General features: G+C 40.4%; 22 protein-coding genes, 2 tRNA genes, 1 other RNA gene and 1 pseudogene. 3 read left to right on the forward strand and 23 right to left on the reverse strand.

Features of this window, described 5'->3' with window-relative positions:
- Window positions 1-47: 47 nt before the first annotated feature.
- From HMPREF2933_RS03345 to rsgA, 7 genes are all read right to left on the reverse strand, one after another.
- Window positions 48-353, reverse strand: coding sequence for a hypothetical protein (locus tag HMPREF2933_RS03345; RefSeq protein WP_206151519.1), 306 nt, complete (start codon window positions 351-353; stop codon window positions 48-50).
- Window positions 354-378: 25 nt separating this feature from the next.
- Window positions 379-1,197 (reverse strand): pur operon repressor, encoded by an 819-nt coding sequence (gene purR, locus HMPREF2933_RS03350; protein ID WP_003026455.1) that lies wholly within the window; start codon window positions 1,195-1,197, stop codon window positions 379-381.
- Between the two features lie 92 nt (window positions 1,198-1,289).
- On the reverse strand, window positions 1,290-2,234 hold the full coding sequence (locus tag HMPREF2933_RS03355; RefSeq protein ID WP_024052317.1) for a 3'-5' exoribonuclease YhaM family protein: 945 nt from the start codon (window positions 2,232-2,234) through the stop codon (window positions 1,290-1,292).
- Entirely contained in the window at window positions 2,224-3,480 is a 1,257-nt protein-coding gene (locus HMPREF2933_RS03360; protein WP_024052318.1) for a DNA recombination protein RmuC, read from the reverse strand. Before HMPREF2933_RS03360 ends, HMPREF2933_RS03355 begins: the two co-directional genes overlap by 11 nt.
- A gap of 1 nt (window position 3,481) precedes the next feature.
- The gene (locus tag HMPREF2933_RS03365) at window positions 3,482-4,114 is read right to left on the reverse strand and encodes a thiamine diphosphokinase (protein WP_003026461.1); all 633 of its coding nucleotides are present in this window, start codon (window positions 4,112-4,114) and stop codon (window positions 3,482-3,484) included.
- Window positions 4,107-4,766, reverse strand: a complete 660-nt coding sequence (gene rpe / locus HMPREF2933_RS03370) for a ribulose-phosphate 3-epimerase (RefSeq protein ID WP_024052319.1) — start codon at window positions 4,764-4,766, stop codon at window positions 4,107-4,109. The genes HMPREF2933_RS03365 and rpe overlap by 8 nt, the downstream gene beginning before the upstream one ends.
- A gap of 12 nt (window positions 4,767-4,778) precedes the next feature.
- Window positions 4,779-5,657, reverse strand: a complete 879-nt coding sequence (gene rsgA, locus HMPREF2933_RS03375) for a ribosome small subunit-dependent GTPase A (RefSeq protein ID WP_042754055.1) — start codon at window positions 5,655-5,657, stop codon at window positions 4,779-4,781.
- Window positions 5,658-5,768: 111 nt separating this feature from the next.
- Here rsgA and HMPREF2933_RS03380 point away from each other — a divergent pair.
- Together HMPREF2933_RS03380 and HMPREF2933_RS03385 are read left to right on the forward strand one after the other, a co-directional pair.
- Window positions 5,769-5,851, forward strand: a tRNA-Leu gene (locus tag HMPREF2933_RS03380).
- Window positions 5,852-5,990: 139 nt separating this feature from the next.
- Window positions 5,991-6,079: transfer RNA gene (locus HMPREF2933_RS03385), tRNA-Ser, on the forward strand.
- A gap of 59 nt (window positions 6,080-6,138) precedes the next feature.
- Here HMPREF2933_RS03385 and rsmA read toward each other — a convergent pair.
- From rsmA to HMPREF2933_RS03465, 16 genes and pseudogenes are all read right to left on the reverse strand, one after another.
- Window positions 6,139-7,014: a 16S rRNA (adenine(1518)-N(6)/adenine(1519)-N(6))-dimethyltransferase RsmA gene (gene rsmA, locus HMPREF2933_RS03390; RefSeq protein ID WP_024052321.1), complete on the reverse strand. Its 876-nt coding sequence runs from the start codon at window positions 7,012-7,014 to the stop codon at window positions 6,139-6,141.
- Window positions 7,015-7,032: 18 nt separating this feature from the next.
- Window positions 7,033-7,749 carry a hypothetical protein gene (locus HMPREF2933_RS03395; protein ID WP_024052322.1) on the reverse strand — a complete coding sequence of 239 codons (717 nt, stop codon included), beginning with the start codon at window positions 7,747-7,749 and terminating at the stop codon, window positions 7,033-7,035.
- The gene (gene rnmV, locus HMPREF2933_RS03400) at window positions 7,739-8,317 is read right to left on the reverse strand and encodes a ribonuclease M5 (protein WP_024052323.1); all 579 of its coding nucleotides are present in this window, start codon (window positions 8,315-8,317) and stop codon (window positions 7,739-7,741) included. The genes HMPREF2933_RS03395 and rnmV overlap by 11 nt, the downstream gene beginning before the upstream one ends.
- A complete protein-coding gene (locus HMPREF2933_RS03405; RefSeq protein WP_024052324.1) occupies window positions 8,317-9,096 on the reverse strand; it encodes a TatD family hydrolase in 780 nt (259 codons plus the stop codon). Before HMPREF2933_RS03405 ends, rnmV begins: the two co-directional genes overlap by 1 nt.
- Window positions 9,097-9,225: 129 nt before the next feature.
- Window positions 9,226-9,360: a 50S ribosomal protein L34 gene (gene rpmH, locus HMPREF2933_RS03410; protein WP_003026476.1), complete on the reverse strand. Its 135-nt coding sequence runs from the start codon at window positions 9,358-9,360 to the stop codon at window positions 9,226-9,228.
- Between the two features lie 153 nt (window positions 9,361-9,513).
- Window positions 9,514-10,146, reverse strand: coding sequence for a hypothetical protein (locus HMPREF2933_RS03415; RefSeq protein ID WP_024052325.1), 633 nt, complete (start codon window positions 10,144-10,146; stop codon window positions 9,514-9,516).
- Window positions 10,147-10,238: 92 nt separating this feature from the next.
- Window positions 10,239-11,276 (reverse strand): RNA-binding cell elongation regulator Jag/EloR, encoded by a 1,038-nt coding sequence (gene jag / locus HMPREF2933_RS03420; protein ID WP_070584583.1) that lies wholly within the window; start codon window positions 11,274-11,276, stop codon window positions 10,239-10,241.
- Between the two features lie 12 nt (window positions 11,277-11,288).
- Window positions 11,289-12,104, reverse strand: coding sequence for a YidC/Oxa1 family membrane protein insertase (locus tag HMPREF2933_RS03425; RefSeq protein WP_024052327.1), 816 nt, complete (start codon window positions 12,102-12,104; stop codon window positions 11,289-11,291).
- Window positions 12,088-12,447: a ribonuclease P protein component gene (gene rnpA, locus HMPREF2933_RS03430; protein WP_003030605.1), complete on the reverse strand. Its 360-nt coding sequence runs from the start codon at window positions 12,445-12,447 to the stop codon at window positions 12,088-12,090. The genes HMPREF2933_RS03425 and rnpA overlap by 17 nt, the downstream gene beginning before the upstream one ends.
- 245 nt (window positions 12,448-12,692) lie before the next feature.
- A complete protein-coding gene (glpK, locus tag HMPREF2933_RS03435) occupies window positions 12,693-14,204 on the reverse strand; it encodes a glycerol kinase GlpK (protein WP_070672492.1) in 1,512 nt (503 codons plus the stop codon).
- A 153-nt stretch (window positions 14,205-14,357) separates the two neighbouring features.
- Window positions 14,358-15,707, reverse strand: coding sequence for a glucose-6-phosphate isomerase (locus HMPREF2933_RS03440; protein WP_003026484.1), 1,350 nt, complete (start codon window positions 15,705-15,707; stop codon window positions 14,358-14,360).
- 238 nt (window positions 15,708-15,945) lie between these two features.
- A pseudogene (locus HMPREF2933_RS03445) lies at window positions 15,946-16,455 on the reverse strand (transporter); the annotation flags it as partial.
- 16 nt (window positions 16,456-16,471) lie between these two features.
- An RNA gene (gene ffs / locus HMPREF2933_RS03450) (signal recognition particle sRNA small type) lies at window positions 16,472-16,567 on the reverse strand.
- 148 nt (window positions 16,568-16,715) lie between these two features.
- Complete coding sequence (tadA, locus tag HMPREF2933_RS03455; RefSeq protein WP_024052330.1) at window positions 16,716-17,183, reverse strand: tRNA adenosine(34) deaminase TadA; 468 nt, start codon at window positions 17,181-17,183, stop codon at window positions 16,716-16,718.
- 11 nt (window positions 17,184-17,194) lie between these two features.
- Window positions 17,195-18,094, reverse strand: a complete 900-nt coding sequence (locus HMPREF2933_RS03460) for a restriction endonuclease (RefSeq protein ID WP_024052331.1) — start codon at window positions 18,092-18,094, stop codon at window positions 17,195-17,197.
- 254 nt (window positions 18,095-18,348) lie between these two features.
- Window positions 18,349-19,641, reverse strand: a complete 1,293-nt coding sequence (locus tag HMPREF2933_RS03465) for an adenylosuccinate synthase (protein ID WP_024052332.1) — start codon at window positions 19,639-19,641, stop codon at window positions 18,349-18,351.
- A 290-nt stretch (window positions 19,642-19,931) separates the two neighbouring features.
- Between HMPREF2933_RS03465 and gshAB the strand changes: the two genes are divergently transcribed.
- Window positions 19,932-22,184, forward strand: coding sequence for a bifunctional glutamate--cysteine ligase GshA/glutathione synthetase GshB (gshAB, locus tag HMPREF2933_RS03470; protein WP_024052333.1), 2,253 nt, complete (start codon window positions 19,932-19,934; stop codon window positions 22,182-22,184).
- Window positions 22,185-22,247 lie beyond the last annotated feature (63 nt).

A 22,247-nucleotide genomic window follows, 5' to 3' on the forward strand; every position in this document is an offset into this window, starting at 1 on the left:
ACTTTCTTTGTCAATATATTTTTATAGTTTTCTTGCTGAGTTCCCATCTATTGTCCCGTAGTATTTGTGGCTGAGACACCTGCTCCGTTAGGCGTTGGAGTTTGAGCTGAATTGGTCTCAGCCTGTCCTGTAGTAGCTGAAGTTGCTGGCGCTTGATAGGTTTGAGGATAAGTTTGCCCTGCATCTGTTTGAGGCGTCACAGCATTTTGACTTTCTGTAGCAGCTGCTTCGCTAGCTGCACGCGCCGCGTCATCTTGCTTTTTAACGAAAAATAATCCCGCAGCAAGAATGAGTGCCAAAACTGTAACAATCGAAACTCTCAGCCCCAAGGAGCTTTGATCCAATTTATCCAATATATTTTTTAAATTTTCACCTCATCTATTTGTCAAAAATATTGCCAACTTCTACGCTGATTTTGTTGGACTTCACATCAATAGCTGTCACTTTCAACAATGATTTGTAATCCAAATGTTCGCGTTCTGTTTGTGCATTTTCCGCAAAGACTGCTACACCAGCCAATTCCGAATCAAATTCTCGTAAAAGGCTAATCATGCCGTTGACTGTCCCGCCGCCTTTTAAGAAATCATCTACGATTAACACACGGCTTCCAGCTTTCAGGCTGCGTTTCGACAAGAACATCTTTTCAATACGGTCACCACTTGAACCTGACACATAATTGACACTAACCGTTGAACCCTCTGTGATTTTCAAGTCGCGGCGCACAATGACAAATGGAACATTTAACACATTTGCCACTGCATTTGCCAACGGCACTCCTTTTGTGGCAACAGTCATTACGGCATCAATTTTTTGATTTCGAAACGTCTTGGCAATAATGCGTCCAATGTTGTTTAAAATAGAAGGCGTACTCAGCAAATCCGATAAGTAAATGTAGCCACCGGGTAAAATTCGATTGCTTTCAGACAATTTCGTGCGGAGGTCTTCCACCATTGCTCTAGCTTCTTTATCCGAGATAGAAGGAGTAAAAATAACGCCTCCTCCTGCTCCTGTAATGGTTTCGATATGCCCGATTTCCATTTCTTCAAAAGCACGTTTGATAATGACAATATCTTCGGAAATGGAAGATTTTGCGGACTCATACTTCTCAGCAAATGTATTGAGACTTGTTAATTCGTACGGATGATTGATTAGGTAGTTAGAAATAACTACCATGCGTTCACTTCTTCTTAATTTCATTTTTTCACCAATTTATTTTATTTTCTTCATTATATCATAATCAGTCCAAAAAACGAACATTATTTTTGCAATAACATTCGTTTTTTCGTTTTTTACTTATCAAAATTAGGCTTATAGAAAGAGCGGTTGTCCATAGCAAAGATTCGATTGGTCATCTCACCCTCGCCAACCAAGGCTAGAGCCGAAGTCATCATCATCATTTCCGCATCTAAATTATCAATCATGTGGATAATTTCAGCTTCCATGATTTTCGGACGCACTGGACTACCGTATTCCAACAAACCGTGATGACTTAGCAAAACATGACGGAGAATAATGACATCTTCTCTAGTGTCGTCAATTTTTAATTCTGCCAACACCTTTGTTATTTCTTCATCAATCAAAGCGATGTGTCCGATGAGATTGCCTCGAACAGTGTATTCTGTTTGCTCTGGGCCTGTCAATTCCAGCACCTTTGCTAAATCATGGAGCATAATTCCTGCATAAAGTAAACTCTTATTTAATTGCGGGTAAATCTCACCAATAGCATTTGCCAGCCGCACCATAGTCGCAGTATGAAAAGCAAGTCCTGCCTCAAAAGCGTGGTGATTGGTTTTCGCTGCTGGATAGGAGTAAAATTCTTTATCGTATTTAGCATACAAAGCCCGTACCACACGCTGCCAAACTGGGTTTTCAATTTTGAAGATCATTTGTGACAGATATTCACGTAGTTCTTGGACATCAACTGGTGGTTTTTCCTTAAAATCAGCTGGATTGTTTGGCTCGCCAACTTTAGGCAATCGCAAGGTAATTTGATTGACTTGAGGGGTGTTGTTATACACTTCTCTGCGCCCTTGCATGTGCACGACTTTTCCAGCAGTAAATTCTTCTACATTGTGAGGTTGAGCATCCCATAATTTTCCTTCAATCGTTCCCGTATCATCTTGAAAGGTAAATGCCAAATAATTTTTTCCAGCCCTTGTCTGACGTAGTTCAGCGGATTTGATGAGATAAAATCCCTCAAACAGCTCGTCTTTTTTCATTTGGTTAATCTTCATATTCTTCCTCTTCATCTTGGAAATCTAGCAGACCATTTAAGTCCGACTTGTCCGAAATTTCAATATGGCGCAAAGTTCGCTCGATAGCATTGGTTCTGCGCGTCAGCAATTCATCAATATTGCCAGAAGCGTGTTGCAAATGTTTTTGCGCCTTGAGCAAAATGCCACCAAATTTATTAAATTCTGATTTGACATTGCCCAAAACCTTGCTGATGTCATCTGCACTTCTTTGAATGTTGAGCGTTTTAAAACCGACCGAAAGCGAATTGAGTAGGGCAGACAACGTAGATGGTCCTGCAACCACAATCTGCTCGTCTCGACGCAAACTATCAAAGAATTCCGGATTGCGAACGACTTCTGAATAAAGCCCTTCCGTTGGTAAAAACATCACGCCAAAGTTTGTTGTTGCAGGAGGCGCTAAGTATTTCTTATTGATGTCCTTGGCAAAACGTTTGACACTCGCTAGCAAAGACTTGCGGTACAAATCAATCTCTTCTTTATTTCCTGATTCGTAAGCATCCTCCAAGTGATAGTAGTCAGCAAGCGGAAACTTGGAATCAATTGGCAAATAAATGTATTCTTTTTCTACTTGCCCCGGTAATTTAATTGCGTACTCTACGCGTTCACTAGAGCCTGCAACTGTCGCAAATTCGCGTTCGTACTGGCTCGGCGTCATAATATCTTCAATAATCTGACCGAGTTGCAATTCACCTAAAATTCCACGCGTTTTGGTATTGGAGAGCACTTTATTTAGAGTGCCCACATCACGCGCTACATTTCGCATTTCACCTAGACCGCGATTGACTGACTCTAACTGTTTAGAAACCGTTTCAAAGGAGGTTTGCAACCGCGTCTGCAGCGTTTTCTCTAATTTTTCTTCCACTGTTTGGCGCATTTGTTCTAAACGACGGTCATTTGACTCTTGAATCTGGCGCATTCGTTCGTCTGTCTTATCACGATTTTTGGTTAGATTCTCGCTTATCTCTAACCGCATTTCTGTTAAATTTCGATGTAAATCCGTGCGCACCTCTCCCAAACGATCTCCCAGAGCCAATTCCAGCTGTTGCTGTGCTAGAAGGCGTTGCTGCCGCTCCTGCTCAAAACGGTAATCCAACTGATCAGATAATTGATCGGCTTGATCTTCAAAAATCTTCTTCGCTTGATCTGTCTGTTGCTGATTCTTTTGCCACAAAAGAAAGGTCACAATAAGAATTCCCAGCAATAAGAAGATGATTACAAACTCCATACTAACTCCTGTCTTTGCTATAAATGATAATAACATAACCCGATTGGCACTCTAAAAAAACGGGCTCATCTATAAATTCGTTAGAAGCATACACTTTTTTAAAAAAATAATTGGATTCGTTTAAAGGATATTTGGCGCCTTCAATGCTCAACCGACTATTGTCCGCAGGCATAAAAGCTAAATAGTTCATACCAGCTACTGGCTTTACCTCGTGCCGCCCTTGAGGACAATAGCAGAGCTGATTTTGTGCATTGCACAGTCGAATTTGCTGCATATAAGGAGTAATTTCTGGATTACTCGGCAAGAAAATATTTGCCAAAGTATGATCCAAGCGCCCGCCAAAAGCACCAAAAATCGTCACTTGCGCCTGTGGAGAACGTGCAAAAACAGCTTTGACAGCCAACTCTAAATCCGTATCATCTTTTTCAGGTTGTGCTTGAAGTACCTCTTTCGATTGAGAACAAATCAAAGCCAACTCTTCCTCCGAAACAGAATCAAAATCACCGACCGCTAAATCTGGGCAAATGCCTTGTTCAATGAGAAACAGGCTTCCTCTGTCCACTCCGATAAAAATGTCAAAATCCACTTGAAAACTATCTATCATCCCGCCAGCAAAAAGAGCAATTTTAGTCATGCAATGCTTCTTTCAATGTTTGAACCTGATGAGCGACATCTCCTTTGAAAACGTAACTGCCCGCTACAAAGACATTAGCACCAGCTTCTTTAGCAATGCCAATGGTTTCATCATCAATACCACCATCTACTTCAATATCAAAGTCTAGTTGGTTCACTTCTCTCAAAACGACTAATTCGCGTACTTTATCCATTGTTTCTGGCAGAAAGGCTTGCCCACCGAAGCCTGGATTAACAGTCATAACCAAGACTTGATCAACCAAATTCAAAACATTTTTCACCGCTTCAACGGGCGTTCCCGGATTGATAACAACACTTGCCTTGACACCAGCTGCCCGAATCTTTTGCAAAGCTCCGTGAATATGCGGCGTTGCTTCAGCATGGATACTGATAATATCTGCACCCGCACGAGCAAAATCTTCAATATGGTGTTCTGGATTGGAGACCATGAGATGACAATCAAACACCAACTTACTATGTGGTCGCATGCTCGCTACCACACCCGCACCGAAGCTGATATTGGGTACAAAATGTCCGTCCATAATATCAATATGAGCGTAATCTGCCCCTGTGGCTTCTAATTTTTTCAATTCTGATTCAAAATTAGCATAGTCTGCACTTAAAATAGACGGTGCAATTTTATAAGGTTTCATTTGACTTCCTCCTCACTTAGGTTGCTTTTTAGCTACTTTTTTATAGGTTTCACGACGGTTTTCAATTTCGCTCAGAAATTGCAAGTAATTCTCGAAACGAAAAGCTGCAATTTGTTCCTTTTCAACGGCAGGTTTTACTGCACAATTCGGTTCATGCGTATGCGTGCAGGTCCGAAATTTGCAGCCATGACTGACTTTTGCAATTTCAGGAAATGCTCGATTTAAATCCTCTGCATTGTCTACTTCATAATCCAGCGAAGAAAATCCCGGTGTGTCTGCAATTTTTCCCCCATTGAGATTGTAAAAACTAACCACTCTAGTTGTGTGGCGACCACGACCCAAACTTTCTGAAATTTTTCCGGTTTCCAACTGTAAATCTGGCACCATTTTATTGAGCAGAGTAGATTTGCCAACCCCAGTTTGTCCCATGAAAACAGTCGTCTTAGCTGTTAAAAACGGCAAAAGTTCTGTTATTGTCTTGGCAGTATCATAGCCGATAGAGCGATAAATATCAAGGAAAACGTCTAACTCCTTGTCGTTCGCCAACAAATCTAATTTACTGATATAGATAATCGAGTGGATAGCTTTCTGCTCCAAGAGAACTAAATAACGGTCCAAAAGATTGGGATTAAAATCTGGCTCTTTGGCACTCATTATCACGACAGCTTGATCGATATTAACGATGGGCGGCCTCACTAGACTGTTTTTTCGCTCTGCTATTTTTAAGATATAACCTTCAGAATCTTTCTCAGCAGAAAATTCGACCTCATCCCCCACATAGGGAGTTTGTCCTTTCTTGCGGAAATTTCCTCTAGCTCTAGTCTGATAAACCTTGCCTTCTGACTCTACATAATAGAAACCTGCTAAGGCTTTCACGATTATTCCTTTCAAATGGACTCCTTTAACGCTTAATAAGTTCATTATAACAAAAAAAGCAGTATTTTGCTTTTTAGTGCAAAAAAATGATGAAAAACGTTTCTAATATGGTATAATAGATACCAAGCGGAAATGGCGGAACGGCAGACGCGCATGCTTCAGGCGCATGTGTCCATTTGGACGTGAGGGTTCAAATCCCTTTTTCCGCATTTTTATTTCGTTTGATAGTTGTCAACTGTATCGCACTTCACTTCACGTTATGTGCGCTTTGCTTTCTCGCCTAAAACGAAATAGCCTATTTTGAATGCTTCTATCGAGCCCATTCAAAAATTGCTTATTCTGAATTTTGGAAAGGTGGCCCAGCTTGGTACGGCACCGGACTCGAAATCCGGCAAATGGATTTTATTCATGCGCGGGTTCAAATCCCGTCCTTTCCTTATAAAGAACCTCACTAAGACGAACTTAGTGAGGCTTTTTGTTTACAATATTATTCAACTCATCTGAATCCCTCGTCATATAAGCTATCTGCTAAACGCGCAAATTCTTGCAAATCAAGCGCTTCTCCTCGTACACTTGGAGATAACTCAGCATTGTCCAAAGCGGACTCTAGCTTTGTTTTGACTTCATTAGACTTCCCAAAATAACTGGTCAGATTATTCCAGAGGGTTTTCCGACGGTGAGTAAAGCTAGCTTTTGAGACTTTGAAGAAGAAAGCCTCATCATTGACCTCAACTGCCGGCTGGTCTCTGCGGACCATCTTGAGGATAGCCGAATCCACATTTGGAGCAGGAACAAAGACTGTTCGTGGTACGATAAAAGCGACCTTGGCAGTCATATAATACTGCACCGCTATTGACAAACTGCCATAAGATTTACTATTGGGCTGCGCCGATATGCGATCAGCCACTTCTCGCTGCATCATCACGACAAATTCACTAAAAGGAATGCCACTCTCAATCAGGTGCATGAGGATAGGAGTGGTAATGTAGTAGGGTAGGTTGGCCACCACTTTGATAGGAAGATTTGGATTAGCAAATTCCTTGATTCGGGCTTGCAAGTCTGACTTAAGAATATCTTCATTGACCACGCGCACATTGTCAAAATCCCGCAGAGTATCTGCCAAAATCGGCACCAAGCGCTCATCAATTTCAAAAGCCATGACTTCGGCTGCATTTTCCGCCAAAAACTCAGTCAGTGCCCCGATGCCTGGTCCGATTTCGATAACATTAACATTCTCATCAATCTCAGCTGTGTCCACAATTTTTTGTAAAATATTGGTATCAGTCAAGAAATTCTGACCGAACGATTTTTTAAAAGTAAAGCCATGACGCTCAAGCACAGCCCGCGTCACACTATAATCCGCAATTCTCATAAATCTCTTTTCTATCTATTAGCTAAATAAAATATATAAAATTCGCATAATTCCCAGCACAAGCAAAATCCAAAATGCTGGATGAATACGGCGTTTAGTTTCTGTTGAAGTAGATTCAGTCTCATCAGCCATTTGCTTGTTTTTTTGACTTTTACGTTTCTTCAACTCATCTTGGTAAGCAACCGAATTTAGAATATTGTTTTCTGGTAGCATGTTTGAAGCATAAGCATCTGGGAAGCCCATAGCTCCCCCAAGCAAATCCTCGTCCGCTAAAGAAAAATCTAAATCTTCTGGTCGATTTTGCTGAATAGCACGGACATTTTTTAAAAGTTTGTCAGAAGAAATAGACAACTCATCCATAGAAATAATTTCTAAAACGTCAAATCCTAGCGTATCGCCCCCTTTGATATTTGCAGTAATGTAGCGAACAAAGTCATCGTACAATTGCAAAGTCTGTGGAGCATGTTGCTCTAAAAAAGACCGATTGTGGTGGGCATTTTGCTGGAATTTTTCAATGGAAAGAGTAACTCCCATATTCTGCTCTTGATAAAATTCTTCTGCTTTCTCTTTATCTTCTTTTTCAAGCTCTTCTACTTTTTTCCACAAATCAATAGCTGCTTGCAGCTCTTCTTCACCCCAAAATAGTTGCCAGAAATAAGGAATCGTATAAATTCCCTCCGCTAAAACACGTGTCTCATCTCCGTTTTTTAAATAAATATAGCTTCTATTTGCCATGTCGATTCCTTTCGTACTCTTTCATCACATTTTCAATATCTGTCAATCCAATCCCAAACAATTCTAGTCGTTTAAGCAACTGTTTTCCATTTGAATAGCCAATGCGGAGTTCTTCTCCTAAAAATTCACGACGTTTGCGGCTGTCATTGCCTGCCAGAAATCCTAAGCGAATCAAATCTGAACGTGTGATATCAAAATCAGTCTTTTTTTCAAAATGTTTAGTCACCTGCGAAAGAGCAGCTTTTAAATCTTCATATGAAGCATGCTCAATACCTAATGATTCCCCTTTATTTTTAGACTTAGGAGCAGCCTCATCACGCCTTAAAAAAGCATGCTGAACACTAGGGATCGCTGTCATAATCATCCTACGAATCCGCTCACCATTGACATCTGGGTCTGTAAAAACGATGACTCCATGCAGATTATGAAGGCGTTTGATGCGCTTTATATCTTCTTGGCAAATCGCAGACCCTCTCGTTTCGTAAGTTTCTACGTCAAAATACCGCTTGAGATTGGCTGTATCATCTCGACCTTCTACAACAATGACTTGAGAAATTTTTTCTTTCATCAATCTTCTTTCAAATTAAATATTCGCAGCGCATTTTCATAGGTCGCTTGTGCAACTTCTTCGACAGTCAAACCACGAAGTTCTGCAATCTTGTCTACAACATAGCGAGTATAAGCCGTCCGATTTTCACGACCACGTTTTGGAACAGGAGCTAAGTAAGGTGCGTCCGTTTCAACTAGGATTTTGTCCAAAGGGAGATTTTGCGCAGCTTCCTGCACATCTACAGCCTTCTTAAACGTGACCACACCCGAAAATGAAATCATCATACCAAGTTGGATAAAACGCTCTGCCATTTCCAAAGAACCTGAATAAGAGTGCATAATACCACCACATGGACCTACACCTTCACTTTTAATAATCTCATATGTGTCGTCCAAGGCATCACGAGTGTGCACTACAAAAGGCAAGTCAAGATCTTTTGACAATTGAATCTGCCGTCGAAAAACTCGCTCTTGCGTCTCTTTCGGTGCTGTCATCCAATGATAATCCAATCCAATTTCACCCAAAGCAATGACCTTAGGATCATGCAAATGACTGACAAGCATATCCTCCACTTCCTGCGTGTAAGAACCTGCCTCAGTTGGATGCCAACCAATCGTGCTGTATAGTTCGTCATATTGACGAGACAGCACTAGCGACTTTTCAATGGTTTCTGTATCAAAACCCACAATATTCATCTTGGTAACACCTAGCTCGCGTGCGAAAGCAATTTCTTCAGCTTCTTTTCCTGCGAAATTGTCCACGTTGAGGTGTGTATGTGTGTCAAATATGTTCATCATTCATTCCTCTTTATATCAGTTTCTATTATATCAAAATCTCGTGGTAAATGCAGTTTGTCTCGTTGTTATCCAACAAAAAAACCAGCGGTCTCGAGTTTCCGTTGGTTCTTCATCTTGTATTCGTTTGGATTATGCAGCCAAAACTTTGCGTCCTTTACGACGACGGCTAGCAAGCACACGACGACCGTTTTTAGTTGCCATACGATGACGGAAACCGTGTTTGCGCGCACGACGGATTTTACTTGGTTGATAAGTACGTTTCACTTTGAATACCTCCTCTTAGATTCTTGTATTCGTTTAGCCGGCTATGTGATCAGTTACTAAACATACTTTACTATTCTATATGATTCTACGCCTTTTGTCAATAGCAGTGCGGAATTGTTTTTGGTAAATCTAAAGAAAGGTTGCTTAAACCTCTTACAATTCTCTGGTTGCCTCATAAAAAGGAATGAGTGTTATCATAGCAGCCTGAAGCTCATCCAGAACTTGCCTTATTGATGTGGCTTGGGCTAAATCTACATCGTATTTCACTAATACTTTACGAACTTGCCCTGTTTTTACTTGTTGGCTCAAATACTGTCGATTTTCTTCTATTCCAGCAAATCGTTGACTGACACCATTTATTTGAGCCAAGTAATAAACCGGAGTTGCGATTGGCACCTGCAAAACTCGATTTTGCTTCGTCAGACTGGTTTCATCTTTCTTGCGCTCGATAAAGCTGACTTCTAACGATACTCCAAAATCTCTTGGCTTCCCATATAAACGCAGCGCAAACATTGGTTCTGTGATATCGCCATAACCACACAAATAGTTCCAAAAATGGGGACGCAAAATTTGAACTTGATTCATCCAGTCGCTGGTACGCTCCAGAGTTAATTTTGGATAAAATCTTTGAAATTGCTTAACCAAGTCCGAAAATTCTGCGCGTGCTGCCTGACCTTTCTGTTTGAAATCAAGCATCATTTCTCTCAATTCTCCCGCTTTATCAGGAGAAATATATTTATGTCCTTGTAATGCTAAGTAAGTTTCAATAGCTGGAAAAATAGACATGTAAGCTCCTTTCTTATCAATCTCAAGCACGTCAATTAGTGGACTAAACGGAAAGAAAGACTGAAAAGAAATTCTTCTCAGTCCTTAGTTTATTATTCACTGTCAATATCCACAACAACATAACGGTTTGGTTCGTCACCCTCTGAATAGCTGGTAAGCCCGTCCATTTTAGAAATAATTCGGTGAATAATTTTCCGCTCATTGTTAGACATAGGGTCGGTTTTTTGACTATGTTGGTATTCCAACACACGATCAGCTAGCTTCTGAGCGTAGCTTTGTAGAACTTCTGCTCGATGTTCTACATAATCATTGACATTGATAGAAATGTAAAAACTCTTAGAATAGCGATTATAAAGATAATTCTGTGCCAACAATTGAAGAGCTTTCAGCACTTTTCCGTGATAGCCAATAATGCGACCAGGCTCATTGGTATCAATCTGCATATTGATGGTTCGACGATTATGAGTACTTGCAATGCTAGCTTCAACATCCATTTCGTCCACGATGTTTTGCACATAGCCCGTCACACTCGCAACAACTTCTTCAACATCATAATTTTCTTCCACTTGAATGCCCAAATCTTCAAAATCAGCCGACTCTTCAGCTATCGGTTGGACTTCCGAGCGTTTTTCTACAGCCTGGTCAAAAGAAATAATCTTGTCAGTTGTCTTTTCTTCTTGAGCGACCGATTTTTGAAAATTTACGATGTCACTATCTTTCAATAAGTCAATTGTGCCTGTTTCTTCAAGAATCGTGCTGGCTTCTTTTTCGTGCTTCAAAATTTCAGCTTTGACATCATCTGAGATTTCTTTGCCTTCTCCTTCGATTTTTTTAATGGCTGCAACAACATGTCCTAAATCAACAGTTGCTTCACTCACACTTTTAACGGGCTCATTTTGAGCATTGATTGCTTCCGGAACACCTTTGACAGCTTTTTGGTTAGCTTTTACTACAGTTGTTTCGTTAATAGATTCCACATCAACTTGGGCTAATTTCTTGCCAAATAATCCTAAAAATCCTTTTTTCTCACGAGAAATCACCTTGATATGTGCTTTCATCCGTGGAATATCTAACTCGCGCAAGCCATTTTGAATGGCTTCTTCAACACTCGCTCCTGTAAATAATACCATACAAGTGCCTCCTTACTTTCTCTTTTTTTGTGCTTTACGATAAGCACGTTTTTTCTTTTCTTCACGTTCCCGCTCAGCAGTCGCTTTCGCTTCTCTTTCTGCAATGATTTTATACGGATTGCTTAGTAAAAGCGTTTGGAACACCTGATACGCATACGATGTGCTCCAATATAAAGCAACCCCACTTGCTACACTCATGGCAAAGAAGAAGACAAATAGCGGCATGACAAACATCATTCCTGTCATCAAGCCATTACGCTCTGCCATTCCTTTATTGCTCAACCAAGTACTCAAAAAGGTGAAAACAGCTGCTAAAACTGGCAAAATATAATAGGGATCTGTCGCGCCCAGATTCAGCCATAGAAAGTGCCCTACTTTAAGAAATTCAACACGCGTCAAAGCATGATACAAGGCAATCAACACAGGCATTTGAATGAGCAAGGGCCAAAATGATGCCGATGGCTTTACTCCTAATTCCTTATACAGCTTTTGTGTTTCTTCTGCCAAACGACTGCGACTTTCCATGTCGCGTCCTGGATACTTCGCCTGCAATTCTTTCACTAACGGCTGCGCTTCCTGCATTTTCCGAGAAGCATTGATCTGCAATTGGAAAACAGGCAAAAGAACTGTCCGAATAATCAATGTGAAAAGAATAATCCCAATTCCTGTACTCCCATTGAATGACAGGAAACGAATCGTTACGGCGAAGAAATAGACAAATCTCTCCCATAAATCCGGCGAACTCGCTGTGACCTCACTCGTCCCACACGCCGTTAAGATGAGCGAAGCTAAAACTAAAAGCCCCGCCAGTTTACTTTTCTTTTTCACTACTCAAACCTTCCTGATAAATTTTTGCTATTTTTAGTACATGAAGCAAATTTTGCTCTAATTCTTGATAAGTCAGAATTTCCACACCTTTGCGTGCAATAACGACAAAATCAAGCGCTGCCAACTCTGCTTGATGAGCTATCAAAACGTGTCGAATACGGCGTTTAATCTTATTGCGCATGACCGCATTTCCTAGTTTTTTACTGACAGATATTCCTACTCGAAAGTGTTTTTGTTTCTTTTCTAATTTATAAATGACGAATTTTCTATTGGCAAAACTTTGCCCACTTTTGAAAATCGCATTAAAATCTTTCTCGCTCTTGACGCGATAGCTTTTCTTCAAAACTCAACTCCATCTACCAAAATTATATCTATTATACCATAATTTTCAAAAAAACCAATAAGATCAGGCATATTCACCATTTTACTCTATCCAACTGATACAAAACGCATGTAATTCACTCTTAGTCTGTTAAAGGAATCGTAAAGCCAAAAAAGAGCGACTAAGATTGGCCCCTAATCGCCCTTTTCCATTTGCTACGAAATGATTACATGCATTCATCAATCTGAACAATGCTGGGTTTTTAACTATTTTTTAGATTCTTTTGCAAAAAATTGTGTGGCTGCAACCGCTGCTTTCCAGCCTTTGTACAATTTTTGGCGCTCTAGCCCTGACATAGTTGGCTGGAATGTTTCCCCGACCGCATTTAATGTTTTCAACTCCTCCATGTCTTTCCAATAACCAACCGCAAGACCTGCCAGAAAAGCTGCCCCAAGAGCTGTTGTTTCCAAATTTGCCGCACGCGCTAACTCAATTCCCAGAATATCTGCTTGGAACTGCATGAGGAAATCATTCATGGCAGCACCACCATCTACCTTCAGAACTTGGATAGCTGTACCTGTGTCCATTTGCATGGTGTCAATGATATCACGCACTTGATAAGCAATGGATTGCAGAGTTGCCTTGATGAAGTCTTCTTTACTTGTTCCACGCGTCAAGCCAAAAATGGAACCTCTTGCTTCTGGATCCCAATAAGGCGCTCCAAGCCCTGTAAAAGCTGGAACAAGGTATACTTCATTTTCATTGGTAGATTTTTTTGCATATCTCTCAGACTCAGGTGAGCTAGCAATCATACGAAGACCGTCACGAAGCCACTGAATGGCACTACCCGCAATAAAAATCGAACCTTCCAAAGCATAAGTTACTTTGCCATTTATCCCATAACCAATGGTCGTCAAAAGATTATTTTTGGATAAATTGCACTCCTGACCAGTATTCATAATGATGAAAGAGCCTGTCCCATAAGTATTCTTCACCATTCCCGGCTCAAATGCTAATTGCCCAAAGAGAGCTGCCTGCTGATCGCCCGCCATTCCTGCAATTGGTACCTCTCCACCATAAAAATGATAAGGTGCTGTTTTACCGTAAATTTCTGAATTCGAGCGAACTTCTGGCAACATCGCTTTAGGAATGTTGAGTAAGGACAAAATCTCATCATCCCATTGGAGCTCTTTGATATTGTATAGCATGGTCCGCGCTGCATTTGAATAATCAGCCACATGAGCTGCACCATCCGTTAATTTCCAGACTAACCAGGTATCAATCGTACCAAAGAGCAATTCTCCTCGCTCTGCACGTTCCTGCGCTCCCTCTACCTGATCTAAAATCCAGCGTACCTTGGTCGCAGAGAAATAAGCATCTATGATCAAACCTGTTTTTTGATGAAAGAAATCTACATATCCATCTTGCTTGAGCTTTTCTGCTAAAGGAGCTGTTTGCCGAGACTGCCAGACAATGGCATTGTAAATGGGCAAGCCCGTTTCTTTATCCCACACAACCGTTGTCTCCCGTTGATTGGTAATGCCGATTGCTTCAATCTCTGTGGGCTTGATGCCACTTTCAATAAAAGCATTTGCAATGACCGACTGCACAGAATTCCAAATCTCATTTGCATTGTGCTCAACCCAGCCCGCCTGTGGAAAAATCTGAGTAAACTCTTTTTGACTCGTGGCAACCTTCTCACCCTTTTTATTGAAAATAATCGCCCGTGAGCTGGTTGTCCCTTGGTCAATCGCCATGATATAGGTTTCTTGTGACATAAAACGCCTCCATTGTATGTTCTGCTTTTATTATACACAATAAAGCGCTTTCTTTCTATCTTTTTCTTCTGTTTTTGTGAAAATTTCACTTAAACTTTGTTTCAAGCATATAAAAAACGACTTCCTTTCAGAAGCCGTTTCATTATTTACACATTACAAACGAGCGTTCAATTCTTTGCTCAATTCTTCAAATCCTGGTTTTCCAAGAAGAGCAAACATATTTTTCTTGTAAGCTTCTACACCTGGTTGGTCAAATGGGTTAATAGCATTCAAGTAGCCAGAAATAGCAATAGCCAACTCAAAGAAGTAAATAGTATAGCCAAGAGTAAAGGCATCTTGCTCAGGAAGTGTTACATACATATTTGGCACGTCACCGTCAGTATGAGCCAGAAGTACACCGTCTGTCGCTTTCTTGTTAACAAAGTCAACATCTTTTCCTTGAAGATAGCCAAGTCCGTCTAAGTCTTCTGCCAATTCAGGAATCGTTACGTTTTTGCGTGGTTTGTCCACACGGACAACTGTTTCAAACATAATACGCGCACCTTCTTGGATAAATTGTCCAAGAGAGTGAAGGTCTGTTGAGAAATTAGCAGATGTTGGATAAATACCTTTTTGGTCTTTTCCTTCTGACTCACCAGCTAATTGTTTCCACCATTCTGAGAAGTATTGCAGAGATGGTTCGTAGTTAACCAAAATTTCAGTCGCATAGCCTTTGCGATAAAGGATGTTACGAAGAGCTGCGTACTGATAAGCTTCGTTTTCTGCAATCTTGTCTGAAGTGTAGTCCTTACGAGCAGCATTAGCACCTTCCATAAGGGCTTTGATGTCTGCGCCTGATGCTGCAATTGGTAGAAGTCCTACTGCTGTCAATACAGAGAAACGTCCGCCAATGTCATCTGGCACCACAAATGTTTCCCAACCATTGGCATCTGCTTCCACCTTAACTGCACCTTTTTGGCGGTCAGTTGTCGCATAGATACGTTTGTTAGCTTCAGCTTCACCATATTTTTTAATCAAAAGTTCTTTGAAGACGCGGAAAGCAATAGCAGGTTCTGTCGTTGTCCCTGATTTAGAAATCACATTAACTGAGAAATCTTTATCTGAAACGTATTCTACCAAGTCTGCAAGGTAAGTAGATGAAATAGAATTTCCAGCATAAAGGATTTGTGGAGCTTTGCGTTCTTCTTTGGTTTGCAAGTTTGCAAAATGATTGCTCAAGAAATCAATCGCTGCTTTTGCTCCAAGGTATGACCCACCAATCCCAATCACGACCAAAACATCGCTGTCTGATTTGATTTGTTCTGCCGCTTTCAAAATGCGAGCGAATTCTTCTTTGTCATAGTTTTCTGGAAGGTCAAGCCAGCCACGGAAGTCACTTCCTGCACCAGTTCCTTTGCGCAACAGTTCATCTGCCGCAGAAACTTGTGTTTGCATGTAATCTACTTCATGCGGTGCAACAAATTTTCCAAGCACGTTTGAGTAATTAAACTGAATATGTGTCATTATAGTCCTCCAATTTTTCTTCTCTACTATGATACCGCTTTACTACTTTTTTATCAAGCAATTTTCTTGAATAAAACGTTTCCAAATTGTTTTTTTATAATTAACTTTCAAAAATCGCAATCTCATACCAACCTTTAAAGCAATCGTTTGCGTAAATCAAAAAATAATCACCCACAGAATACTTCTAAAATAAAAAATAGAGGAAAATAAATAGTAGCCTAATCTTAGGTTCGAGAGTTTAACTAATGTTTCCTTTTTTGAGTCGATTATTTTGCAGAGACAGCAAAAGTGCCAACAGTGAAAAGACAACAAAAATAAACCAGCACAAGTAGATATTGTAGGCAGAGAGAACTGAAAAGAGGACCGTTCCCAATGGCAGAGAAAAGGTAAATAATAATCCGAGAAAGTTATTGCTTTGAGCCAAGACATCAGACGGTAGATTTGCCATTAACATAGCATCTAGTTTAGGCGTGGATTTCCCCATTATGTAAGCAGAAAAAGCTAAAATAAGAATCCCAATGATGGATGGCAATCCTACTAAGTTGCTAATGCCAACTAATCCAAATGAAGAACTATTCATTATGAGCAGAAATGAGAATGATTTTTTTGAAAAATAATCGTGAGGTGTTAAACTTCCTAAAATGGCGCCAACTAACAAAACAACTTCTACGATCAAAAGAGATTGTGCATAAGTAAGATGAAAAATGGTATGTTTTAGAAAATAAAAATTGTAAATACTGTTAATAGCAATCGTTCATACTTCTTCATATACAAAAAGAGCACACAATCCACACTCGCTTAGGGCTGCTGGATTCCTCCCCTGACCCGCTTCACGCAGAATTGTTGCTCCGATAAGTATTATACCATAAATTTGTTTTTATGCCAATCACGATTTTCTTTTTTCTCAAAAAAGAATAGATATTCAGAGCGAAAAATTGCTAATCTACCAATAATAACATTAACTCTGCTACTATCTGGATAAAACCATAGCCTTCTTAACAAAATGCTTCATTTTTGTCTCCTCTTCCTAAAAAAGTCTTGCATCATCTGAGCACATTCTGCTTTCAAAATCCCACTTTCAAGCTCAACTCGGTGATTGAGCCGTTCATCTGTTAGAATATCGTAGAGGCTACCGGCAGCACCAAACTTTTGATTTTTTGCTCCGTAGATAACCTGCGGAATGCGAGCCAGACCAATGGCACCGCTACACATGACACAAGGCTCAATGGTGACAAAAAGAGTCGTGTCTAACAAGCGCCAGCTTTTTTCATGAGCGTTTGCCTTTTCAATCGCCATCACCTCAGCATGCATGACAGCTCGCTGCAGCTCCTCACGCGCATTATGCCCACGACCGATAATTTCTCCGTCCTTGACAATAACACAACCTATTGGAATTTCATCGTTAGCCAGTGCAATTTTTGCTTCTTTCAAAGCCTCCCGCATAAAAAATTCTTTTTCTTCAACTGTATAGTTCATCTTTTAACCATCTAATCCTCTGTATGATAAAAATCTCCTAATTCATAAGTCGTGACTTCTCTGACATGAAGTTTATATTTGGCAACTAGATCCGCAATATCTTCTCCATTAATTAAAGTAATGACTCTAGTTCCTTGACGAGCTGCTTCAATGGCACTTCTTGAAAAATCAGAAGTTGTAATAAAAATACCATATTCTGCATTGTATTTATCCATTGCACCGCGGAATTTATCAATCTCCGGAGAAGGAACATTGTTTTCCCAACGCTTTGCTTGGATAGCTACGCGATTGGTTCTGAAGTCATCTGTACTAGTAATATAGCCAAAACCATCTAAACCACCATCATTAGTATAACTAACCCCAATTTTTTCATCTAGTTTGACACCCATCTCCTTGACTAGACCACGAGCAAAAGTTTCAAATTTTTGTGGTGACATAGATTTTAAAGTCCTTGTCAACTCAACTCTCCAATTTTCTTTTGAGTCATCTAGTGAATGTTTAAGTTCCTTTTCAAAGGATAACTTGAAGAATTGTTTTGACTTCTTCTCATTTTTCCAAAATTGAATGGCTTTCTGTTGAATATCGCTAGCAAAATGCTCATCCAGTTTCACTTTTCTACCTAATTCTGTCAATTCAAAAGTCGATTGCTTTGGTTTAGAAAGATAGCCCGTGATAAGCAAACTTTTGGCAGAAAAATTAAAAGTGTAATCACTAGGTTTATAAATTTTTCCACTTTTTTGAGACACTTTTTCTTCCTCAAAAAAATTCTCATCTATCGTATTTTCTCCCTTTTTAATAGCATCTAGCAACTCTCGTTTGGTTGCATAGCCACCTAGCTTTTTTAAATTCCTGATAATTTCACTTATCATTATTTTTTCCTGTTCTTTATTAGACAAATCTGTAAAGTTCATCATTTATCTCCTTTGTTCTCCATTTATTATATCATGTTATAAACCCGAAAATATAAAAAAAGCCACTTTACAGTGACTTTCAGGAGATTATTATGAAAAAGTTTAGGATTTCTATCAAATAAAGTTAGGAGGTCTTCATCTGATGATTTTAGTATAACCCAGCTAGCTTAAAATTAACTTAAAAGAGAATCATTCTTTAAACTTTTTTATTGCGTCAATAAAAAGCGAGCCGAAACCCGCTTTGTCTGCTTCTATTACAAACTTGACCAAACACTTTCCAGGATATTCGTCTGTTCACGACCTGGACCAACAGAAAAAGTGGAAATGCGGACACCGACAAGTTCACTCACACGTCGGACGTAGTTGCGGGCATTTTCTGGCAACTCTTCTAAACTGCGAACACCTGTAATGTCTTCTGACCAACCTGGTAATTCTTCATAGATTGGCTTGCACCGTTTGAGCTGCTCCAGACTAGCCGGATAATGATCAATGCGCTCACCATCTAGGTCGTAAGCGACACAGATTTTAACCGTATCAAGTCCCGTCAAAACATCAATCGAATTGAGAGAAAGGTTAGTAATACCAGATACACGTCGGCTGTGGCGCATAACAACCGAATCAAACCAACCAACACGGCGAGGACGTCCTGTTGTCGTTCCATATTCATGGCCAACTTCACGAATGTGGTTGCCTACTTCATCAAATAGTTCTGTCGGGAATGGTCCGTCACCAACACGACTGGTGTAGGCTTTACAAACTCCGACAACCTTGTCAATCTTGCTTGGACCCACACCGGAACCAATCGTTACGCCACCTGCGACAGGATTGGAAGAGGTAACAAATGGATAGGTGCCTTGGTCAATATCTAGCATAACTCCCTGTGCCCCTTCAAAAAGGACACGTTTACCTTGATCAAGAGCGTCGTTCAAGATAACCGACGTATCTGTCACGTATTGTTTAATCTGCTGACCATAAGCGTAGTATTCTTCAAAAATATCATCAAATTGGATAGCTGTGCTGTCGTAGAGTTTTTCAAAGAGACGATTTTTTTCAGCTAAGTTGCGCTCCAAACGTTCTCTGAAAATATCTTTATCCAACAAATCCGCAATGCGGATTCCCACACGAGCTGCTTTGTCCATATAAGCTGGACCAATCCCCTTAATAGTCGTTCCGATTTTGTGATCGCCTTTGGCTTCTTCCTGTAAGCGATCCAACTCGATATGATAAGGTAGGATAACATGAGCACGATCTGAAATCCGAAGATTATCCGTCGTAACCCCTTCTTCGTGCAAATAAGCCAATTCATGTACCAAAGATTTTGGATTGACCACCATTCCATTTCCAATCACAGAGATTTTTTCTGGGAAGAAAATCCCTGATGGAATCAGGTGCAGCTTGTACTTCTTACCGCCAATTACAATAGTATGACCCGCATTATCTCCGCCTTGATAACGGGCAATGACTTCGGCATTGGCTGAAAGGAAATCTGTAATCTTTCCTTTTCCTTCATCTCCCCACTGGGTCCCTACAACAACAACTGATGTCATAATCTTGTCTGAGCTAAGTGCTCGTCCTTTCTTGTCTACATGGCAGGAGTCTCACCTGCAATTATATCTTATACTTTATTATAAGAAAAATTTCTTCTTTTTTCAAGATAAAACCGCCATTGTTATTTGTAAATGACGAAGTTTGAATATCCCGCCTTTGTGAAACCTGTGTCTTATCTAAAAATATGATCATTTTCTTTTAAAAAAGGTTCGGAAAACGTAGTAGAAATTTGTCTTCTAAGCATTTTTATACTAGACTAAAAGTATTAGAAAACAAACAGGGATTTACCATGAACATCAATCATTTGTTAGAAAAAATAGCAGCAGATGCACCTATTTTACAAGCTACTTTCGGGTTGGAAAGGGAGGGCTTGCGCGTCAATCAAGACGGAAAATTAGCGCAAACTCCTCATCCTCAAGCATTTGGAAGCCGTAATTTTCACCCGATGATTCAGACCGATTTTAGTGAGCAGCAATTAGAACTCATCACCCCGATTGCAACTTCTACAAAAGAAGCAAGGCGTTTTCTCGCTGCCATTACTGATGTAGCTGGACGCACCATCCAAAAAAATGAAGCAATCTGGCCACTCTCTATGCCCCCAAAATTGTCACCAGCAGAAATTCAAATCGCTCATTTAGAAAACGATTTTGAGCGTCATTATCGAGAAAGTTTAGCAGAAAAATATGGAAAAACGCTACAAACCATCTCAGGCATTCACTACAATGTGGAATTAGGAACAGACTTGATTCAAGCTCTTTTCAAGGCCAGTGATTACCAAAATATTCGGCTTTTTAAAAATGACCTCTATCTTAAATTGGCTCGAAACTTTTTACGGTTCCGCTGGTTTCTGACCTATTTATACGGGGCAGCACCAATTGCTGAAGAAGGGTTTTTGACGAGAAAGATTTCTCAGCCTGTACGCTCTATCCGCAACAGTGATTTGGGATATGTAAACGATAAAAAGATTCACATTTCCTATGCTTCACTAGAGTCTTATGTAAGCGATATAGAGAAATACGTGGCACAAGGCGATTTAATTGCCGAGAAAGAATGCTACATGCCTGTTCGTTTCCGTGGGCAAAAAGAAAATCGGCGTTACTTGGAAAAAGGAATTACCTATTTGGAATTCCGTTGTTTTGACCTCAATCCTTTTGAGGTGCTAGGAATCAGTCAGGAGACCATGGACACGGTTCATCTCTTTTTGCTTGCCTTGCTCTGGCTAGATGATGTAGCAGACCCTGATGAAATCCTAGAGCAAGCTCATGCTCTAAATGAAAAAATAGCTCTTAGCCACCCTCTGACTCTTCTGCCCGTTGAAGCTGATAGCGATCTGCTCCTTAGAGCTATGCAAGCTGTCATCCACCAGTTCGGATTAAGCTCCTATTATCAAGACCTGCTTCATCATGTGAAAAATGCAGTTGCTAATCCCAGCCTAACCCTTTCCGCCCAACTATTGCCTTATATTCACAATCATTCCTTAGAAGCCTTTGGTTTGGAGAAAGCCAAAGCATATCACAACTACGCCTGGACTGCTCCATACGCTCTGAAAGGCTACGAGAACATGGAACTCTCCACTCAAATGCTCCTCTTTGACGCTATTCAAAAAGGAGTGCAAGTAGAAATCTTAGACGAAAGTGACCAGTTTTTAAAGCTTCAACATAAAGATCATATCGAGTATGTCAAAAATGGCAATATGACCTCAAAGGACAACTATATCGTGCCTCTTGCGATGGCAAATAAAACAGTGACTAAGAAAATGTTATCTGCTGCTGGTTTTCCCGTTCCTGCTGGAGCTGAATTTTCCACTCTGGAAGAAGGAATAGCTTACTATCCCTTTATCAAAGATAAGCCGATTGTTATCAAACCCAAATCCACCAACTTCGGGTTAGGAATTTCTATTTTTCAAGCACCTACCAATCGAGACAGTTACCAAAAAGCATTGGAGATTGCCTTTTCAGAGGACAGCTCTGTCCTTGTTGAGGAATTTATCGCAGGAACCGAATACCGTTTCTTTGTCCTAGGCGGAAAATGTGAGGCGGTGCTTCTGCGCTTAGCAGCCAATGTTGTAGGAGACGGTCGGCACACCATTCGAGAACTGGTAGCTTTTAAAAATACCAATCCCCTACGAGGGCGCGACCATCGCTCTCCACTGGAAATGATTGAGCTTGGTGAGATTGAGCTGCTCATGCTAGCCCAGCAAGGTTATAAAGCAGATGATGTCCTACCGCAAGGAATTCAAGTTTTTCTTCGCCGTAATTCTAATATTTCTACTGGTGGAGACTCAGTAGATGTGACTGAAACCATGCACACCTCCTATAAGGAACTAGCAGCAGAAATGGCAGCTGCTATGGGAGCTTGGGTCTGTGGCGTGGATTTAATTATCCCGAATAGCACACTTCCAGCCAGCAAAAACAATCCTAACTGTACCTGCATTGAGCTCAATTTCAATCCTTCTATGTATATGCACACTTATTGTGCAGAAGGTCCCGGTCAAAGCATTACACCTAAAATATTGGCTAAACTCTTCCCAGAAATCCATTAAACTTCATTACATAAAAAAACGAGCAAAATAAACAGCTCGTTTTTTTATGTATAACTTTCAATG

The organism is Streptococcus sp. HMSC066F10, assembly GCF_001813805.1.
Taxonomy (GTDB): domain Bacteria; phylum Bacillota; class Bacilli; order Lactobacillales; family Streptococcaceae; genus Streptococcus; species Streptococcus vaginalis.

Coding starts and splice junctions, on each gene's coding strand:
- HMPREF2933_RS03360 (WP_024052318.1), bottom strand. CDS start 3,480: ATGGAGTTTGTAATCATCTTCTTATTGCTGGGAATTCTTATTGTGACC.
- HMPREF2933_RS03365 (WP_003026461.1), bottom strand. CDS start 4,114: ATGACTAAAATTGCTCTTTTTGCTGGCGGGATGATAGATAGTTTTCAA.
- HMPREF2933_RS03465 (WP_024052332.1), bottom strand. CDS start 19,641: ATGACATCAGTTGTTGTTGTAGGGACCCAGTGGGGAGATGAAGGAAAA.
- HMPREF2933_RS03395 (WP_024052322.1), bottom strand. CDS start 7,749: ATGGCAAATAGAAGCTATATTTATTTAAAAAACGGAGATGAGACACGT.
- HMPREF2933_RS03415 (WP_024052325.1), bottom strand. CDS start 10,146: ATGTCTATTTTTCCAGCTATTGAAACTTACTTAGCATTACAAGGACAT.
- HMPREF2933_RS03405 (WP_024052324.1), bottom strand. CDS start 9,096: ATGATGAACATATTTGACACACATACACACCTCAACGTGGACAATTTC.
- rnmV (WP_024052323.1), bottom strand. CDS start 8,317: ATGAAAGAAAAAATTTCTCAAGTCATTGTTGTAGAAGGTCGAGATGAT.
- rpe (WP_024052319.1), bottom strand. CDS start 4,766: ATGAAACCTTATAAAATTGCACCGTCTATTTTAAGTGCAGACTATGCT.
- jag (WP_070584583.1), bottom strand. CDS start 11,276: ATGGTATTATTTACAGGAGCGAGTGTTGAAGAAGCCATTCAAAATGGC.
- gshAB (WP_024052333.1), top strand. CDS start 19,932: ATGAACATCAATCATTTGTTAGAAAAAATAGCAGCAGATGCACCTATT.
- tadA (WP_024052330.1), bottom strand. CDS start 17,183: ATGAACTATACAGTTGAAGAAAAAGAATTTTTTATGCGGGAGGCTTTG.
- HMPREF2933_RS03355 (WP_024052317.1), bottom strand. CDS start 2,234: ATGAAGATTAACCAAATGAAAAAAGACGAGCTGTTTGAGGGATTTTAT.
- HMPREF2933_RS03460 (WP_024052331.1), bottom strand. CDS start 18,094: ATGAACTTTACAGATTTGTCTAATAAAGAACAGGAAAAAATAATGATA.
- rsmA (WP_024052321.1), bottom strand. CDS start 7,014: ATGAGAATTGCGGATTATAGTGTGACGCGGGCTGTGCTTGAGCGTCAT.
- purR (WP_003026455.1), bottom strand. CDS start 1,197: ATGAAATTAAGAAGAAGTGAACGCATGGTAGTTATTTCTAACTACCTA.
- HMPREF2933_RS03440 (WP_003026484.1), bottom strand. CDS start 15,707: ATGACACATATTCAGTTTAATTACTCAAACGTGCTTGGAAAATTTGTT.
- glpK (WP_070672492.1), bottom strand. CDS start 14,204: ATGTCACAAGAAACCTATATCATGGCGATTGACCAAGGGACAACCAGC.